Below are 15222 nucleotides of genomic sequence, written 5' to 3' on the forward strand. Positions count from 1 at the left end.
GCGGTCAGGGTAGCCTAAGTCGAGTTCACGACCTCGACTGCGGGAGTTTCATCGATGACCGACGACACCGAGCCGACCTTCTACTGGGCCGAGGTGGTGGACCGGACGACACTGAGCCCCAACCTCGTTCGCCTCACCTTCGGCGGAGAGGACCTGCGCCGGTACCGCCCGGCCGGTGTGGCCGACGAGTGCGTCGCGCTCTACTTCCCGGCTCCCGGCGACGCTCGGCCGCCGGCCATGCAGTGTGTCGACGGGGTGTGGTGGTACCACGACGACGCCACCCGTCCCGAGGGACGCAACTACACGGTGCGACGGGTGACGAACGCCGGTGAGCTGGTGATCGACTTCGTCGCCCACGACGGCGGGGTGGCCGCCTCCTGGGCGCTGTCGGCGCGACCGGGCGACGTCGTGGTCGTCACTCCACCGCGGCACTGGTTCGCGCCGCCGGCGGACACCGCGTGGTTCCTCCTCGCGGCGGATCTCGCCGGGCTTCCGGCGCTGGGCCGAGTGCTCGAGGAGTTGCCCGCGAACACTCGGGCCCATGCGATCGTCGAGGTTCTCGACGAGGCCGACGTGCAGACGTTCGAGTCGGCGGCCGAGGTGACAGTGCAGTGGTGCGTCGGGTCCGGTAACGGGCACGGTCCCGGTGTGCTGCCGGACGCGGTGCAGGCATGGGAGTTCCCACCGGGCGACGGTTACGTCTTCTTCGCAGGGGAGGCGGCCGACTCTCGCGCCGTCCGCAAGTACGTGCGCCGCGAGCAGGGTATGGGCGTCGACCGTTTCGACATCATCGGCTACTGGCGCGTGCGAGCCGAGCAGTGGCTCGCGAAGTACACGGCGGTGGAGAAGGAGGTGTCCGCCGTCTACGTGAATGCGCTGCAGGAAGGCCGTTCGGAGTCCGAGGCGGCTCTGATCTACGACGAGGCACTGGAGGAGGTCGGTCTCTGACGCACTCCTCGGCGCGCGAACTCCAGGAGCACCGCACCCGAAGCGACTCCTGCCACGATGTCGATCCACATCCGGTCCGCCCCGGCGACGGCCAGGACGAAGCCGAGCACCCCGAGAACGGTCAGCACCGAGCCCAGGACGTCGAACAGTCGCAGGTGCCACAGGCGCGCCAGGACGACGAAGTGCACGCCGACCACGACGGCCACCCAGGCGACCCCGGCCTCGGGCAGTCCGAGAGGCCCCGCCACGATGCGGATGCCGACGAAGAGCAGCACCACCTCGGCGAGCACGATCACGACGTAACCGCGTCCGAACGGTGTGACACCCGCGGGCACCGTGGCCACGGGATTGCGCGCGATTCCCACGAGAACGGTGATCGCGGCCGCCGCAGCGGCCACACAGAACGCGAGACGCAGGAGTGTCGGCGACGACGCCGAGTTGACCACCACGAACACGAGTCCGAACACGGCGCCGATGAGGGATCCGAGCTTCTGTGGGGGCAACCGGCGTCGGGTGGTCATGGACTCAGTGTGGACGGTCTCCGGTCCGCGCGGTCACTTTCCGCGGGGGAGGTGCGGTCCTGGAGTGGAATACATTGCCCTCCGAATCGTCTTTGGGCTCGCGTGCGATGCCGAAACGCCACATCAACGGCCCGACGAGTCGATCGAAGACCGCCGGGACCAGCGAGTAGCCCGCCGACGCGAACTTGTTGACGAGGCCGAACACCGCATCGGCGTCCCGCTCACGCTGTGGGCGCCGGACGACCGCCGCGACGGCACGGGCGATGACCTCGGGCTCCGCGACGGGGGGAGGCGGCGATCCCGCTCTCCCGACGACGGTGGCGGCCTGCTCGTAGATCGGCGTGTTCACGGCACCGGGTGCGACGGCGCTGACGTGCACGCCGGGATACTGCCGAACCTCCTGCTGGAGAACACGGGTGAGGCCGCGCAGCCCCCACTTGGACGTGACGTAGGTGCCCATCCACGGCACCGCGATACGGCCCAGCAACGAGCCGATGACCACGAGGTGGCCGTGCTCCTGGTCGCGGAACACCGTCAGCGTCGACCGTGCGACGTTCGCGGACCCGAGCAGGTCGACCGACACGGCGTGATCGAACACCTCTGCCGGGGTGTCGAGGAACGTCCCGTAGGACATCACCGCGGCGGAGTGCACGCAGACGTCGAGGCGGCCGAACTGCTCGACCACCTCGGTGACGACCTTGGTCACGTCGTCGCCGCTCACCACGTCGACCGGCTTGACGGCCACCGCGGCGGCGCCGCGTTGCAGGCATTCGTCGGCCACGGCGGCCAGACCGTCACGGCCACGGGCACACACGACGATGGACCAGCCGCGCTCCGCGTAAAGGTGGGCGGTGGCGCGGCCGATACCGCTGGACGCGCCGGTGATCAGGATCGTCCCGGCAGATCGACGATCGGTGGGAGAGATGGACTGGGTCATGGATCACCTCGAGTATCGACGCGCTGCCGACGTCGGCGCGCGTCCGGAGAGTCGACGGCCTAGACCGTCGATGGTGACGCCAGTTCTCGACGCCGTCGACGCCGCGGATGTGACCGGCGGCGTCCTGAAGCTGTACCCCGAATTCGGAGTCACGAGCAGGACGAGACCGATCAGCGCCGATATTTCTCTCGACACATCGCGTCGTCCGCCCTTCCCCGCCCCCGTGTCACGCCGGCGCTAACGGGTGGACGAGTCCTCACCGTGGGAGAGGCGCAGTGCGCGACCACGTTCGACGTGTTCGCGATCGGTCTCCTCGTTCTTCTCCGAGACTCGGGTGTCGCGCGGGGGAAGCTGCAGATGGTCCTCGGCCTCGATGCCGGCCTGGAGTTGGCGGCCGCGTTCGAGTTCGGAATCGAGTTCCGCCCCGAACAGCAGAGCGAGGTTCGTGATCCAGAGCCACAGCAGGAAGATGATCACGCCGGCCAACGAGCCGTAGGTCTTGTTGTAGCTGCTGAAGTTCGCGACGTAGAAACCGAAGAGCACGGACGCGAGGATCCACACGACGATGGCCATGCCGGCCCCTGTGCTGATCCATCGGAACTTCGGCTGCTGCACGTTGGGTGTGGCGTAGTAGAGGATCGCGACGGCCAGGATGATCAGCGCGAGGACGACGGGCCACCGCGCGATGTTCCACACCGTCAGTGCGGTGTCGCCGGCACCGATCGCGTCACCCACGGCCGTGGCGACGGGACCGCTGACGGCCAGCATGAGTCCCGCTGCGGCGATGCAGATCAGGCCGACCAGAGTGACGACCAGCATGACCGGTCGCAGCTTCCAGATCGGTCGGCCCTCGTCCACCTCGTACATCCGATTCATGGCGCGGCCGAACGCGCCCACGTAGCCGGACGCCGACCAGAGGGCGCCGGCCAGACCGATGATCAGGGCGAGTCCGGCGGTGGGCGCCTGCACGAGCTGCTCGACCGGTCCGCGCAGTGTGTCGACGGCGGACGAGGGCCCCAGGTCGGACACGATGTCGAGCACCGCGGTGACGGTGCGCTCGCCCTGCCCGAACACGCCGAGAAGGGACACGACGGCGAGAAGAGCCGGGAACAGCGACAGCACCGCGTAATACGTGAGAGCAGCGGCCAGATCGGTGCACTGGTCCTTGGAGAACTCGCGCGCGGTCTTGCGCAGGACGTAGAAGAACGACGGCTTGGTGAGATCGGTGGGTGAATCGGGCTTCCGAGGATCGTCCGGGTCCGCGTGGGCCGGGTCGTCACCCGTCGTCTGCTCTCGGGTCATGGACTGCGGACTACCCGCACTCACCCGACGCAAACCGCCGCCGGGTCACGCGGACAGCGGCGGGGTCGGGGCGTCCTCCACCTCGTGCACGCCGCGGACGAACTCGGCGAGAGCGTCCTGCGCGGTGTGTCGAGGCGCCCACTCCAGCAGGTCGCGGGCGCGACCGGAGTCCATGATGGGAAGCCGCAGCACCGCGTCGAACAGGCCGGGGTCGGTGGGAACGAGGCGTGCGGTGAACAGAGCATCGAGGGCGAGGCGCACCGCGGACGCGGGCAGAGGGATCAACCGCGCGCGGAGAATTTCCGCGAAGGTGGCCGGGGTGATGACGGGGTCCGCCGCGAGGTTGAACGCGCCCGACACCTCGCGCACCGCCGCCGCGGCGAATGCTCGTCCGACATCGCGGGAGTGCACTCCCTGGAACACCAGATCCGCGATGTCAGGGAAGACCGGGACGAACGCGGGTCGCACCAGCCGGGCCGGGATGAAGGGTCCGCCGAACAGTCGACGCTGTTCCGTGGACGCCGACGCCTCGAAGACGAAGGCCGGGCGCATCCGGACGACCCGGAGGTCGGGATTCCGCGTCTCCACCCGGTCGAGCACACGCTCGAGATACGACTTCTCGCGCGTGTAGGCCGCGCCCTGCCAGCCGTGCGTCGGCCAGTCCTCGGTCACCCGAACGTCTTTCGATCCCGGGGAGTAGGCACCGACCGACGACGCGTGCACCAACGCGCTCACTCCGGCCGCCGCCGCGGCGTCGAAGACCCGCATCGCGCCGACGACGTTGACGTCCCAGGTCTGCACCGGATCGCGCGACGGCTGGAACTGCCACGCCAGGTGTACGACGACGTCGACTCCGTCGAACAGCGGAACCAGGTCGTCCCGTGCGATGTCCGCCTCGACGAACGTCGTCCGTGCGGGAGCCCACGCCGGACGACCGTTCGTCGGCACGGGCGAGCGCCGCGCGATCGCACGGACTGCGGAGACCGCCGGGTCGACGGCCAGCGCGTCGACGACCGAGGTCCCGAGGTTTCCCGTCGCTCCGGTCACGGCCACGACGAGCCCACTGCGTTGTTCCGGCATGTCGTGGCGATACCCGTGCGTCGGGGAGCCAAACGGGTATCCGGCTCCCGCGTCGCCGTTCAGCGCCGTGACTTGACCCGATACATCGCGTTGTCGGCGCGCCTCGTCAGGTCGTCGAGATCCGGCGCGTGTGGTCCCGGACTCCACACTGCCAGTCCGACACTGACGGACACCTCGGTGGTCATCGAGAGATCGCGGATGGACGCGCCCAGATCCAGCGCCACGGTCCGGTCCGTGTCGGGGAGGACCACGACGAATTCGTCACCGCCGACGCGGGCGACGATGTCACTGCCGCGGAACGCGGTCCCCAGCATCTCGGCGAGTCGTACCAGTGCGGCATCTCCGGCATCGTGCCCGAGGGTGTCGTTGACATCTTTGAGACCGTCCACGTCGAGGTAGAGAACGCTCACGGGCCGAGACTCTCGTCGGCACCGATCGAGTTCGGTCGCCGCACGTCGCTGGAGGCCGCGACGGTTCGCCAGGCCGGTGAGATCGTCGACGTGCGACAGGGAGTCGGCCGCGGCACGTTGCTCGTCGACCATCCGATACTTCTCCCACAGCAGGTCGATGGTCTTCATGCGGAAGTAGTGGATGACCGCGACGACGAGAACGGTTCGCAGCACCGACACCGCGAAGGTCTGCACGCTCACGTCTGTGCCGTGAGCCACCGCCAACGCCGTCCACGCGCACACCGCCAGCGTGGTGAACGTGACGATGTGGGCGCGACGTTGGAGTATTCCGGCGAAGGCCACGATGGCCAGAACGAGTCCGAAGGCCGGGTAAGCAGACCCCGCGCTGGCATAGGCGAGGACCGGACTGCCGACGACGAGAATCGCGGCCACCAGGGTGACCGCGTCCGTGTGCCGGTAGAAGATGGCGGCACGCGGGGTGTGCAACGCACACCAGGTGATTGCGGCGGTCACCGTGACCCCGAAGGTGTAGGTCTTCGACCACCAGGAGAACGCGTAGTCGTCGGCCGTCGTCATCCAGACCAGGACAGCGCCGAACAGGAGCGTGCAGAGTGCCGTGATGGTGGCGAGTCCTTCGACGATGACGAGGTCGGAGCGCACCGGATCACCCGCGCGTGCCGTGGATCGCCACACCGTCCGTGAGTGCTGCGCACGGTCCGTCCACGAACCGGGACCGGTGATTCTCGCCATGTAGACCGTCCTCGTGACCAGCCCCCGTCACCCGCTTCCAGGTGAAATGTACTCGACCCGACCCGTTCGTGATCCCGTTCGCCCGACCTGCCGGAACCGAACGTCAGGGAGCGTCGGTGAGGTACCCGCCGCCGCGGGGGAAGTACTCCGCAGCAGGGATCGTGCGGTCGTCGTCCTTGGTGCGCACCGCGTCGATCACGAGCGCTCGGTTACGGCCGAGGTGGGCGTTCGGGCCGGAGACGATCGCCATGCCGTCACCCTCGTGGATGAAGACGCGACCGGGTGTACCGCCGTAGATGCCCTGCGACACATGCGCTTCGACGATGCGGAGCCGACGGCCACGGTGATGGGTCCACGCGTTGGGGTAGGGGTCGGACTGAGCGCGGACCAGACGGTCGATGTCCTCGGCCGGCCACGTCCAGTCGATACGGCTGTCGATGTCCGCACGCTTGTGGAAGAACGTCCGCTGCGAGAGGTCCTGCGGGGTCCACACCGCGGTGCCGCTCTCGATCGCGTCGAGCGCCTCGAGCAGTACCTCGGGAATGAGGTCGATGGTCGCCTGGACCAACTGGGTCGCGGTGTCGCGCGGGCCGATCGGGACGGACCGCTGGATGACGACGTCGCCGGTGTCGAGCTCGTCGTCCATGCGGTGCGCGGTCAGGCCGGTCTCGGCCGCGCCACTGATCAGCGACCAGATCACGGGCGAGAATCCCGTGAACCGGGGCAGCAGCGAATCGTGCAGGTTGAGGGTGCCGTGCGGCGGCAGGTCGTAGATGGACCGGGGCAGCTTGGTGCGCCAGTTGTTCGCGACGATGATGTCCGGTTTCGCGTCCTCGAGCGCGACGCGCAGCGCATCGTCCGGAGCGAGGGCGAGGTGGACCGGAACATCGTGACTGCGCGCCAGGTCCTCCACCGAATCCGACCAGATCGACTCGTAGGAGTGCTCACTGGGTGGGTGCGTGACGGCCAGGACCACCTCGTGATCGGACTCGATGACCGTCCGAAGCGTCGTGTGTCCCCAGGTCTGATAGCCGAACATCGCCACTCGCATGCTGGTTAGCCTAACCTTGCCCAGCCCACGCCCCGCATCAGCCCCTGAGCATCACCGGCACACCCTGGTAGGGCTGCAGTGTCATCGCGAAGCTGCCCAGCTCGTCGACCACGGCGATGTCCTGGTCGGTGAAGAGGTCCACCACCGTGGCACCGCCGGTGAGGTGCTTCGACTGCACCGTCGCGTGGATCTCGTCACCGGTGAAGTTCAGCACCGTCGCCGAGACGGAGCCGTTGCCCAGCTGGTGAACCAGGACGAGCAGCCCCTTGTGCGACACGGACGGCACGTCGAGCTGGGTGGCCGTCGCGATGCCGTATCTCGTCCGCACATCGAGAATCCGGGACAGCTGGCGCGCGAACGATGTCGAGTCCTTCATCTGCTCCGGCAACGAGCCGTAGAGGCTTCGGCCGCGCGGAATCCCGGACTCCGACCTGGTGGCGTCGGGCGAGGTGTTCATGAGGTCGTGCGCGCCACGGTTGATCCAGCGAGTGTCGCCCTCACGGATGAGTTCGGCGACCTCCTCCGCCGGCACCGGAAGAATTCCGGTGAGATCCCAACCGGACAGCGCGAACACACCGGGTTGCAGAGCGTTGTACATGGCCAGCATGAGATGGGCGCGCTTGACCGTCTCGATGTCGGTGTCGTCCATCCGGTCGAGATCGCGGATGCCGAGCGACGCCGTGATGACCGACGCGGTGGTGCAGGCGATCCCGTTGTTGGTGAACGTGCGGTTGTACGGCGCCCAGCGGCCGGTGAGACGCTCGCACAGTTCGGCGCGGATCTGGTCACCCAGATCGCCGCCCTTGATCACGTCGCCGCCGTACGAGAATTCGTCCTCCCGGTGCAGGGTCGCGAAGTGCACCAACTCGAAGGTCATCTCGTCGTGGTTCTGCAGCGCATGTACCAGCGACGCGGTGTCGACGCCGTGGTCCCGCGCCAGATTCATGGTGAGCCGCAGGAACTCGGTGTTCCCCATGACGAGCGCGTGCTGGTAGGCGGGGCGGTTGATGAAGTCGTAGGACAGGTCCGCGCCGCTGCTTCCCATCGCCTTGATGTCATCGATGGTGAGGTTCAGCTCCTGGAAGGTGAACCCGCCCATCTTGCGCACCACGCTGGAGATGAGGTGATTGGCGGCCTCGGAGAGCGGGTGACCCTCCGACCATCCCGGACCCTCCGTCCGACGCTCGACCCCGAGGAAACCGTTGGCGTCGAGACGCAGGGCTCCGGCGCCGAGGTCCGCGATAGAGTGGCAGGCGTCTCCGATGACGAGGCGCATGCCGGCGAACGAAGGATCGAGCCAGTTGATGGACGGCTGACCCGCCTTGAAGTAGTGCAGATACACCCAGCGGCGCTCGACGCCGTCGACTCCGCGGATGACCGGCGTGGCACTCCAGTTGGTCTCCTTGACGCCCATCTCGTAGAAGATGACGCGCTGGAGCTGGCCGACGATGTACCCGGCGCGAGCGAGATTGGCCTCGGACTCGGCATCGATGTTCACCGAGTCCTGGCCGGCCCTGACGCGGGGGAGCAGGTGCCAGTCCTGCGGCTCGATCTCGACCATGTGGTAGATGCCGGGGTAGTCGGAGACGTTCATCTCCGCCAGCCTGAAGTCGGCACCCTTGCCGGTGTGTCCGGGAACGATGTCGTCGATGACGATGCCCTCGTAGGCGGACGCGACGACGCACAGCCGCCGGAACTCCTCCTCGGAGCCGAACGCCGGATCGATCTGCATGCTGACGCGGTCGAAGTGGCCGTCGACCGACGGTGTGGCGTGCCACCCGTGCAACCCGCCGGCCTCCTTGACCGGGCCGGTGTGCACAGCCGTGATGCCGATGTCCGAGAACACCTGCCACAGAGCCTCGTCGCCGAGCGTGCCGAGAAAGCTCTGTCCTGGAGCCGCGATGAGCGAGATGGGATACGCGGTGAACCACACGGGTGCGCGCTCGACGGCTCCGCGCGGATCCGGCGACGCGTAGGGGTTCTGCCACATGCTGCCCTTGCCGGACAACTGTTCCGCGATCAGCTTGGCATCGTGCAGCATCGACCGGTCGACGAGCCACGACACGTACTCGGGATTGGAGGCGTCGGCGTCACCCTGGGGCAGCGCGCCCGCAGTGCGGTACGCACGACGCACCGACGGCTTCAGTGGGCGAGGCCTGGCCGGGTAGAAACTCTCGTCGTACGTGATCTCGCTGGGTTCGTGCTGAACTTCCGGATCCACTGTTCCTCCGATGTGACGGGACGCGCGGACATCTTCGATGGGAAGCTCCCACAGGCGTGCCTGGTCTGCATGCCGTCCGGGGAACTACCCGAGGGCCGACGAACCGAAACGCCGACCGCACCTCAGACTACGCACGGACCGACGGAGTGTGCCGAACACGCCTCGGTGGATCGGCGGGCGTGTGATCGAATGGTGCAATGGACACGGAAGGGCGGGCCGAAGGTGGCCTGACACCCGAACGACTCGGTGAGATCGTCGGATCGCTGGGTCGACGCATCGAGGACACGGACGAGCTCGGCGAGTTGCTGCAGCGGTCGGTGGACCTCGCGCACGACGTCATCGGAGGCGCCGACAGTTGCGGCGTGACAATCGATTACGACGGCACCACGTACACGGCGGTCTACACGGACAGCACCACCCTCGCAGTGGACGAGATGCAGTACGAGACCGGTGAGGGTCCGTGTCTCGAAGCGTCCCGTACCGACACCACGATCGTCGTCGACTGCGACAGCACGGAACAGCGGTGGCCGGAGTTCGCGGCCGCGGCGCGCACCGAGGGTGTGCACTCGTTCCTCGCCTCGCCCATCAGGACGCTCGACGGGGTGATCGGCTCGTTCAACCTGTACGGCTCGTCCGCCGACGCCTTCGACGACATGGACGCCGACATCCTGGACAGCCTCACCACCACGGTGGGGCGGGCCATCGGCGAGCACGCGCGCTACACCGACGCCACGACCACGGTGAGCGGGCTACGCGACGCCATGGCGCGACGCGCCCCCATCGAGCAGGCCAAGGGCATTCTGATGGCGATGCGCGGTCTCGACGCGGACGCGGCGTTCGACGTCCTCTCGCGCGAGGCGCAGCGCCGGAACGTGCGAGTGCGTGAGGTGGCCGCCGACTTCGTGCGCGACGCCTCCCGCACCGACCCGTCCGGCTGAGGATCAGCCGGCGCGTCGCTCCAGCAGCATCGAGGTGACCTCGTTCGCGCTCGCCGGGTGCGCGAGCCAGAAGCCCTGGGCCAGATCGCAACCACTGTCCCGTAGTCGGTCGAACTGGGCCTGCGACTCGACGCCCTCGCCGACGACGGCGACGTCGAACGCGTGGGCGAGCGAGACGATGGCGGACACGATGGCTTCGGGTTGCTTGCCGGGCATGGCCTGGATGTACGTCTGATCGATCTTGAACGCTTCGATGACGGGATATCGGCTGAGATAGGTGACGGAGCTGTGGCCACTGCCCAGATCGTCCAGCAGGATCGACACACCCATCGCGTGCAGTTCGGTCAGGGCGTCCCGGACCTGCGCGGTGTCCGCGAGCCACACCGTCTCGGTGATCTCCAGTCCGAGGCGGCCCACCGGCAGCCCGGAACTGGCGAGGATGCGGGCGACGCTCGCCACGAAATCGGGCTGGCGAAGCTGCAGCGCACTGACGTTGACGCGCACGCCGACATCGGAGATGGACTGCCACTCCGCCGCCTGCACGCACGCGGTGTGCAGAGCCCACAGGCCGAGGGTGTTGATCTGGCCGGTGCGCTCGGCGATTCGGACGAAGGTCTCCGGACTCACCGATCCGAGGGTGGGATGTTGCCACCGAGCCAGCGCCTCCACGGCGGTGATGCGCCCGGTAGCGATGTCGAAGATGGGTTGGTAGGCGAGCGTCAGAATCTGGCTGTCGAGAGCGGACCGGAGGTCGGCCGACAGAGCCAACTGGTTGCGGCGGTGCTCGCGATCGTCGGTGTCGAACACCGCAACGTTGCCGCGACCGGTGTCCTTCGCGCGATACATCGCCACGTCGGCGCGGCGAATGAGCTCGTTGCCGGGCACGGTGTCGTCCGCCAGTGCGATGCCGATGCTCGCGGTGATGCGCAACTCGTTGCCGTCGACGACGATGGCCGCCCGCACGGCGTCCGCGTAGGCACGCGCCACCGCGATCGACTCCTCCGGACCGGAGAGGTTCTCACACACCGCCACGAACTCGTCTCCACCCAAGCGAGCGACGGTGTCACCGGGCCGCGATGCGCGGGTCAGCCGGTTACCGATGGACACCAGAGCGGAGTCACCCGCCTCGTGCCCCAGTCCGTCGTTGATGGACTTGAAGTCGTCGAGATCGATGAGCATGACCGCCGTGGTGGTGGCCTTCGCGACGCCCCGCTCGACAGCGGACTCGATCCGGTCGTAGGCCAGCGCCCGGTTGGGGAGACCTGTGAGCGGATCTCGAAGACTGCGGTAGCGAAGTTCGCTCTCGACACCGACACGATGCACCGCGGCGGACACGACGTCGGACACGGTGTCGAGGGCGCCCGTGTCGAGCATCGGATTGTCCGGGACCGAGACGGGCGGTCTCGCCGCCGAGATGTCGACGATCGGCACGACGGCCCCGGTGGCGGACGACAGGTAGCGCGAGGCGACTCCGAGGACCGTCAGTACGCCCCACGGGTGGCCGGTGCCGTCGATCGGGACGGCGACCGCGTTCTCCACACCACCCGCGACGAGGGCGGCGACGTCGAACCTGGACTCACGGGCGTCCCCGGACCACACGATCCGGGTGGCCGATCGACTGGCGAACGCCGTGATCGAGGACGGGCCGGTGGCGCACAGATCGTGCGACGCGTCGTCCCCCGTCGCGGCGACGATCTCGAGGGTGGCCGGCAGATCGTGCGCGCGGGTGATGACGGCGCACCGTGCTCCGTACAGCGTCACCACGGCATCGGTGGCCGCCGAGAGAAGGTCGTCGAGCCGGCCACGCAGTGCGAGCCTGCTCAGCTCGGCGACGACGCGCTGCTCGGACGTCCGGAAGGTGGACGCGTCCAGCGCCTTCTGCAGAAGGTGGTCGTCGGCATTCTGCGCAGAGGCGTCGCGATGGATCGAGACGACCAGGGACGAGTCGTCGTCGTGGCCGCGTACCGCGAATGCTGAGGTGGACACCGCGAGCCTTTCTCCTGTGAGGTGATGCACCAGTTCTGTTCGGCCGAGCCAGGTTCCGTGGAGCTGGACGGCCGACAGGATCTCCGCGAGCGTCGTGGGGGCGGTGGGGACGACGACGGTGTCCACCGTCGGATCGTGAGGTGGCCCGTGCTCACCTCCGTCGAGGCCCAGAGTTCTCGACGCCTCGGGGTTCGCGTGGACGATCCGGCCGTCGGCCGTGGTCACGAGAACCACGTCGGGGGAATGATCGAACACCGTCGCGAGACCGAGCCGCGAGGACATGAACGCCTCCGACAGTGTCGGGCGCGGGCCGGGTGCATCCTCGTCGGGCATCATCGTCGTTCCTCACGGCTCTGCCGTCGGTCCTGCCTCTCTCGTCACCGTTCGGAGTCGACGAACAGACGGGTAGCCGGGTCGATCGCTTCGAAACAAACCTAGAGTACAGAATATAGCAGACGAACAGCCGAAACGACGGTGCGAGCGTGTCGGGACAACGGTGTCCCGACGGGGAACGCTCCGGGCCCGGCCGCAAGGCCGCCGGAGTCGACGCACCGAAGACGTCGAGAGGAAGGATAATTCGGACACGAGCGGGCGTCGGGTAGGTTTGCGTGATATGACCGATCGGTCCGTTCGATGTCGGACCGACCGCACGACGAGGAGCGAACACATGCGTCTCTGGGTCCTGGCCGCTACTGCCGGTGCCGCTACGGCCCTTGCCGCCGGCGCGCTCGTCACGAGTCTGGCGGACCGTTACGGGTATCCGGAGCGGCGGTGACTCGGGGCGTGGCTCCACCTGGTCCGAGGGGCGGCGCGTGCCGTCACGGCCCTTGCTGTGGTCCCGAGTGGGGCGGGCGGGGCTCGAACCCGCGACCAATGGATTATGAGTCCACGGCTCTAACCGACTGAGCTACCGCCCCCGGCGCTGACGCGCGCTCACGATACCTGGGCAGGATTATCGGCGGCGGCCGCGGGTACGCGTGGCGCATGACCGAACCGAACGGCGACTCGCCCGTGTCCGACGAACCCTCGACCTCCTCGGAGAGGCCCTACGACTCCTCGCGTGACCCTGACGCCGACCCGTCGGAACTCGACGACGCGGCCAACACTCAGCCCGACCAGGCGGAGGGGTGATGCTCAGGCCGGGGGGGGCTGACGCTCAGCTCGGTGTGAGCGTTCCGATTCGCAACATCTCAAGGACGACGTCGGCAGGTCGCGGGCGTGCGTAGAGATAGCCCTGAGCGCGGGTGCATCCCAGTTCCAGCAACACTGCGCGCGCGTCGACGTCCTCGAGGCCCTCCGCGACGAGATCGAGGTCGTAGGCCCGAGCGAGGGCGGTGACGGCTTCGACGATCGCCCGGTCGTCCAGGCTGGTCGCGAGGTGGGTGACGAACTCCCGATCGATCTTCACGACGTCGACCGGCAACGTCCCGAGGTGCGAGAGCGAGCTGTACCCGGTGCCGAAGTCGTCGATGGCCACGCGGACCCCGAGTGCACGAACCTCACGGAGTGCCCGTGCGGCCAGGACGATGTCGTGGACCACGGCCACCTCGGTGATCTCGATGCACAGGCACTGCGGCTCGAGAGCGTACCGGGACAGTGCCTCTCGTACGGTGTGCACGAAGTCGAGTGAGACCAGTTGCGCCGGTGACACATTGACCCGGAGGGCGATGTCGAGTGTGCCCAACGTCGAGCGCCACGACGCGTAAATTCGGCATGCGGTGTGCAGAACCCAGCGGCCGAGATCGGTGGCCAGGTTCACGGCTTCCGCGATGGCGATGAACTCGATCGGCGGCAACATGCCCCGGGTGGGATGCTGCCACCGCACCAGAGCCTCGACCGCCGTGATGCGGTCGGTCGTGAGGTCGATCTCGGGCTGGAAGTGCAGGAGCAGGGACTCGCCCTCGATCGCCGCGCGCAGGTGCAACTCGATGTCGTTGTGCAACTCGTTGCGCTCGCGGATCTCGGAGCTGAACAGTGAGACCTGATTCCCCCCTGCCGACTTGGCCGCCAGCGCCGCCTGGTCGGCGTCCGCGATGACCGAGTCGACCGTGCCGCTGCCAGGAATGCCGAGTGCGACACCGATACTCGCCGTTCTCGAGACGTACTCGCCCGCCATGTCGACGCGCGCGGTCACCACGGTGAGGATGCGGCAGGCCTCGGCGTACGCGTCGTCCTCGGTCAGCGGACCGGGAAGAACGACCACGAACTCGTCCCCGCCCCATCGTGCGAGAAGGGTGTCCGCGTCCGAATGCCGCTGCAGCCGTGCACCGACCGTGCGGAGGAACGTGTCGCCGGCCGAGTGCCCCAGGAAATCGTTCAGGGCCTTGAGACGATCGAGGTCGAAGTAGAGCACCGCGAATGTGTCACCGCCCCCGGCGAGTCGAGCGGACAGCAGCTCCGAGACACCCCGCCGGTTGAGCAACCCCGTCAACGCGTCGTGCGTGGCGGCCCACCGCAGATGCTCCTCGGCGTCGATCCGAGCCTGCAGTTGAGAGAAGAGGGTGGCGATCGCCTCGAGCGCATCGACCTCGTCGTCCGACCACTCGCGATCGCCCGACGCCACGAGTCCGATGACCCCGGTGGTGATGTCGTGAGAGAGCAGGGGTACGGACACCATGGAGGTGCTCGTGTATCCCGAGGCCGCCTCCACGCGGTGCCGATAGTCCTCCATGGCCGGGTCCGGACGAAAGAGGAGCGGCTCACGGAGAAACTCCGCGGCGGCGAAGACCGGGTCCGCGTCGGCAAAACGTACGACTCCGAGTGGATCAGGATCCGGAACGTCGACCCTGTCGGGCCACTCGGCCACCATGTGCGTGGAGCGACGCTCCCGATCATGATGGCGTAGGAACCCCGCGTCCACGGCGAAGTGACCGACCAGGTCCTCGAGAGCGGATCGGTAGCCTGCACCCACCGTCGTGGCATTCACGCCGATGAGGTGGGTCGCCACACGGGTCACCAGCACGTCGACGCTGAACGAGCGTGCCGCGGCCGGGGGACGGCGCTCCAACGTCGGGACTCCTCGCGTGGCTGCGGAGCGCTGGACTGCACTCGTTCAGCCGACTGTACCGCGACGACCAC

Annotated in this window: 12 protein-coding genes and 1 tRNA gene; 3 read left to right on the plus strand and 10 right to left on the minus strand. The window is 67.9% G+C overall.

The features are described from left to right. The first annotated feature begins 54 nt into the window (after positions 1-54). Positions 55-948, plus strand: coding sequence for a siderophore-interacting protein (locus HQ325_RS18280; protein ID WP_222631614.1), 894 nt, complete (start codon positions 55-57; stop codon positions 946-948). Here the strand turns inward: HQ325_RS18280 and HQ325_RS18285 are convergent. The 7 genes from HQ325_RS18285 to treS all read right to left on the minus strand — a co-directional run bounded on the left by HQ325_RS18285 (position 915) and on the right by treS (position 9220). Beyond that, positions 915-1469: a hypothetical protein gene (locus HQ325_RS18285; RefSeq protein ID WP_222631616.1), complete on the minus strand. Its 555-nt coding sequence runs from the start codon at positions 1467-1469 to the stop codon at positions 915-917. The two genes, HQ325_RS18280 and HQ325_RS18285, sit on opposite strands and share 34 nt — an antisense overlap. A 4-nt stretch (positions 1470-1473) precedes the next feature. Next, positions 1474-2406 carry an SDR family oxidoreductase gene (locus tag HQ325_RS18290; protein ID WP_222631618.1) on the minus strand — a complete coding sequence of 311 codons (933 nt, stop codon included), beginning with the start codon at positions 2404-2406 and terminating at the stop codon, positions 1474-1476. A gap of 237 nt (positions 2407-2643) precedes the next feature. Then, positions 2644-3708, minus strand: coding sequence for a YihY/virulence factor BrkB family protein (locus HQ325_RS18295; protein ID WP_222631620.1), 1065 nt, complete (start codon positions 3706-3708; stop codon positions 2644-2646). Between the two features lie 45 nt (positions 3709-3753). After that, the gene (locus tag HQ325_RS18300) at positions 3754-4788 is read right to left on the minus strand and encodes an NAD-dependent epimerase/dehydratase family protein (RefSeq protein ID WP_222631622.1); all 1035 of its coding nucleotides are present in this window, start codon (positions 4786-4788) and stop codon (positions 3754-3756) included. A gap of 59 nt (positions 4789-4847) precedes the next feature. Continuing rightward, positions 4848-5948, minus strand: coding sequence for a diguanylate cyclase (locus tag HQ325_RS18305; RefSeq protein ID WP_222631623.1), 1101 nt, complete (start codon positions 5946-5948; stop codon positions 4848-4850). 103 nt (positions 5949-6051) lie between these two features. Beyond that, positions 6052-6999 (minus strand): methionyl-tRNA formyltransferase, encoded by a 948-nt coding sequence (locus HQ325_RS18310; protein ID WP_222631624.1) that lies wholly within the window; start codon positions 6997-6999, stop codon positions 6052-6054. Between the two features lie 37 nt (positions 7000-7036). Then, positions 7037-9220 carry a maltose alpha-D-glucosyltransferase gene (treS, locus tag HQ325_RS18315; RefSeq protein WP_222631625.1) on the minus strand — a complete coding sequence of 728 codons (2184 nt, stop codon included), beginning with the start codon at positions 9218-9220 and terminating at the stop codon, positions 7037-7039. 197 nt (positions 9221-9417) lie between these two features. Between treS and HQ325_RS18320 the strand changes: the two genes are divergently transcribed. Then, on the plus strand, positions 9418-10158 hold the full coding sequence (locus tag HQ325_RS18320) for a GAF and ANTAR domain-containing protein (protein ID WP_222631626.1): 741 nt from the start codon (positions 9418-9420) through the stop codon (positions 10156-10158). A 3-nt stretch (positions 10159-10161) separates the two neighbouring features. On the opposite strand, the gene HQ325_RS18325 is transcribed toward HQ325_RS18320, so the two are convergent. Together HQ325_RS18325 and HQ325_RS18330 are read right to left on the minus strand one after the other, a co-directional pair. After that, entirely contained in the window at positions 10162-12480 is a 2319-nt protein-coding gene (locus tag HQ325_RS18325) for a GGDEF domain-containing protein (protein ID WP_222631627.1), read from the minus strand. Positions 12481-12987: 507 nt separating this feature from the next. Further along, a tRNA-Ile gene (locus HQ325_RS18330) sits at positions 12988-13061 on the minus strand. 67 nt (positions 13062-13128) lie between these two features. Here HQ325_RS18330 and HQ325_RS18335 point away from each other — a divergent pair. Beyond that, the gene (locus HQ325_RS18335) at positions 13129-13275 is read left to right on the plus strand and encodes a hypothetical protein (protein ID WP_222631628.1); all 147 of its coding nucleotides are present in this window, start codon (positions 13129-13131) and stop codon (positions 13273-13275) included. A 25-nt stretch (positions 13276-13300) separates the two neighbouring features. On the opposite strand, the gene HQ325_RS18340 is transcribed toward HQ325_RS18335, so the two are convergent. Beyond that, positions 13301-15151, minus strand: coding sequence for a bifunctional diguanylate cyclase/phosphodiesterase (locus HQ325_RS18340; RefSeq protein ID WP_261778531.1), 1851 nt, complete (start codon positions 15149-15151; stop codon positions 13301-13303). Positions 15152-15222: the final 71 nt, after the last annotated feature.

Origin of the sequence: Rhodococcus sp. BP-349, assembly GCF_019835845.1 — a bacterium.
Taxonomy (GTDB): Bacteria; Actinomycetota; Actinomycetes; order Mycobacteriales; family Mycobacteriaceae; genus Rhodococcoides.

Bases quoted from the DNA above. Each gene is read 5' to 3' on its own strand.
- HQ325_RS18290 (WP_222631618.1), bottom strand. From the start codon at position 2,406: ATGACCCAGTCCATCTCTCCCACCGATCGTCGATCTGCCGGGACGATC.
- HQ325_RS18280 (WP_222631614.1), top strand. From the start codon at position 55: ATGACCGACGACACCGAGCCGACCTTCTACTGGGCCGAGGTGGTGGAC.
- HQ325_RS18325 (WP_222631627.1), bottom strand. From the start codon at position 12,480: ATGATGCCCGACGAGGATGCACCCGGCCCGCGCCCGACACTGTCGGAG.
- HQ325_RS18305 (WP_222631623.1), bottom strand. From the start codon at position 5,948: ATGGCGAGAATCACCGGTCCCGGTTCGTGGACGGACCGTGCGCAGCAC.
- HQ325_RS18335 (WP_222631628.1), top strand. From the start codon at position 13,129: ATGACCGAACCGAACGGCGACTCGCCCGTGTCCGACGAACCCTCGACC.
- HQ325_RS18295 (WP_222631620.1), bottom strand. From the start codon at position 3,708: ATGACCCGAGAGCAGACGACGGGTGACGACCCGGCCCACGCGGACCCG.
- HQ325_RS18300 (WP_222631622.1), bottom strand. From the start codon at position 4,788: ATGCCGGAACAACGCAGTGGGCTCGTCGTGGCCGTGACCGGAGCGACG.
- HQ325_RS18320 (WP_222631626.1), top strand. From the start codon at position 9,418: ATGGACACGGAAGGGCGGGCCGAAGGTGGCCTGACACCCGAACGACTC.
- HQ325_RS18285 (WP_222631616.1), bottom strand. From the start codon at position 1,469: ATGACCACCCGACGCCGGTTGCCCCCACAGAAGCTCGGATCCCTCATC.
- HQ325_RS18310 (WP_222631624.1), bottom strand. From the start codon at position 6,999: ATGCGAGTGGCGATGTTCGGCTATCAGACCTGGGGACACACGACGCTT.